The sequence below is a fragment of the Geofilum rhodophaeum genome, from assembly GCF_002210225.1.
Taxonomy (GTDB): domain Bacteria; phylum Bacteroidota; class Bacteroidia; order Bacteroidales; family Marinilabiliaceae; genus Geofilum; species Geofilum rhodophaeum.
Genome location: NZ_MWUJ01000056.1, coordinates 1 through 1,721, shown reverse-complemented (window position 1 = coordinate 1,721; position 1,721 = coordinate 1). Strand labels below are relative to the sequence as shown.

Below are 1,721 nucleotides of genomic sequence, written 5' to 3'. Positions count from 1 at the left end.
TGCACAAATCTTTAAAATACCTACCCACTGTCTGAGCACCACCTTAACTTTGCGAAACCCTGGTCAGAGACGCTTGGAAATCAAGATTCCGTTTGCCAATCAATCTATTTTTTCATGCTATCGAGTGCAAAACCTTCTATCGGAAAATATGTGGTACGAGGTTAATAGGTGCCAACGTTGAGTATATGCAAAGTAGGCGATTGCGGACTTTAAACTTATCAAACTGTTACAGTTTTGAAGCGGGCTACAACCCTTGAATTTACTGCTATTTCGCCTATTTTGTATATACATTGTTGTGGTGTCGTTTTTTTGCCCTAGCCAAACATTCCCTTTCTTAAAGGAATACGATTCTGTTGCTTCTCCAATTGGCTCTTTAAACTTAGTCGTCCGATGTGGCTTTTTAAGCATTTTTGCATAATAACGCTTATCTTCCTCATAATCTGCAATTGATGCATATAAATCAGGACTCCCAGGTTCACTATTGTCAAAATGGTCTTCGTCAAGCCTATATTCCCATTCGAACTCACTTATTTGTTTTTCTAATTGTCCAAAGTTTTCAGGAAATAATTTTATAGAAAAATCTGGTTTATGAAAAGTATTCTCATAGAAATCAATGTATTCTCCAATCGCACAAACCACTTGAGAATTTGAAAATCTTTGGTCGAAAAGCCAAATCTTTAAATAGTATGGTTCTCCTAATTTATCAAGCGTAATTTTCCAAGAATCATAAATTTCAATCAATCCACTCGTAATTCGTTTTCTTGTCTCTCTTTTCGGTTCAGGGATAGTACTATTTGTCAAAGCAAGTCCACTCCACGGATGTACTCGAATTTTAGCGTAATCTCGTTTATAGTCTTTTAGATAATCAAGATTTAAATCTTTGTGGTTATTAATCCACTTCTCAATATCATTCCAGCGTCTTTTATGTCCTCTTATTTTTCTACTTCTCATTTAGTTTCTCGAATTTCGGTCTTGGCAAATGCACCACAACGCCCACATGTATGAAACGATAGGGGCTTGCGAGCGTCGTTATTGTCTGCCGTTAAGAAATTTGCTGCGGGGAATGGATTTACCCTATACACCTAAACCCCTATTGTTTTATACATGATGTTGGCACCTGTAGTTTATTCATACTCTTCTATTTCAATCAATAAAGAATCAGGTGGTGGTGGAATATCTTTCAAATAAAAACCTGTCCGGTCGCTAATGATACTATCAATTAAAATCTTTGAAATATCATCATAATCCATTGAAAATATCAAATCCAACCAACCGTCATTAAATCCAACAAGAAATCCGTAAGCTCTATGATAAAAAAAGCTTGATTCTTCATCAGATGAGTTTTCCTCGTCATAATAGTACTTAAAAATAGTAAAATCTTGATTATTGATTTTAAAAGTTTTGTTAGTAATGAGGGGACAGTTTTGTCCATAGAGGTAAATTGAAGAATCATTATCCACAGACTTTTTAAAGGAATATGCAAGGGTATCTTTTTTCACTCTGTATGTAAATCTTAATGTGTCACTTATTATCGTCCTATCTAATAATAAACTATCTGTTCTCCTTATTTCATTATATCCATAGTAATTAATCAAAACCAGTCTGTCTGTAAAATCAGTCTGTCTTGATGCACAGCCTATGAATGCAAAAAAAATAATTAATCCTATTGCAATGTTTCTTGTTCTCATACTATTGGTGCCAACGTGTGGCAATATAGTGCG

At 34.7% G+C, this 1,721-nt stretch carries 2 protein-coding genes; both read right to left on the bottom strand.

Features of this window, described 5'->3' with window-relative positions:
• Positions 1 to 117 precede the first annotated feature (117 nt).
• Entirely contained in the window at positions 118 to 951 is an 834-nt protein-coding gene (locus B4W65_RS16985) for a hypothetical protein (RefSeq protein ID WP_088656350.1), read from the bottom strand.
• 173 nt (positions 952 to 1,124) lie between these two features.
• Positions 1,125 to 1,721 (bottom strand): hypothetical protein (locus B4W65_RS16980; protein WP_205741324.1); only part of this gene is annotated, 597 nt, incomplete at its 5' end.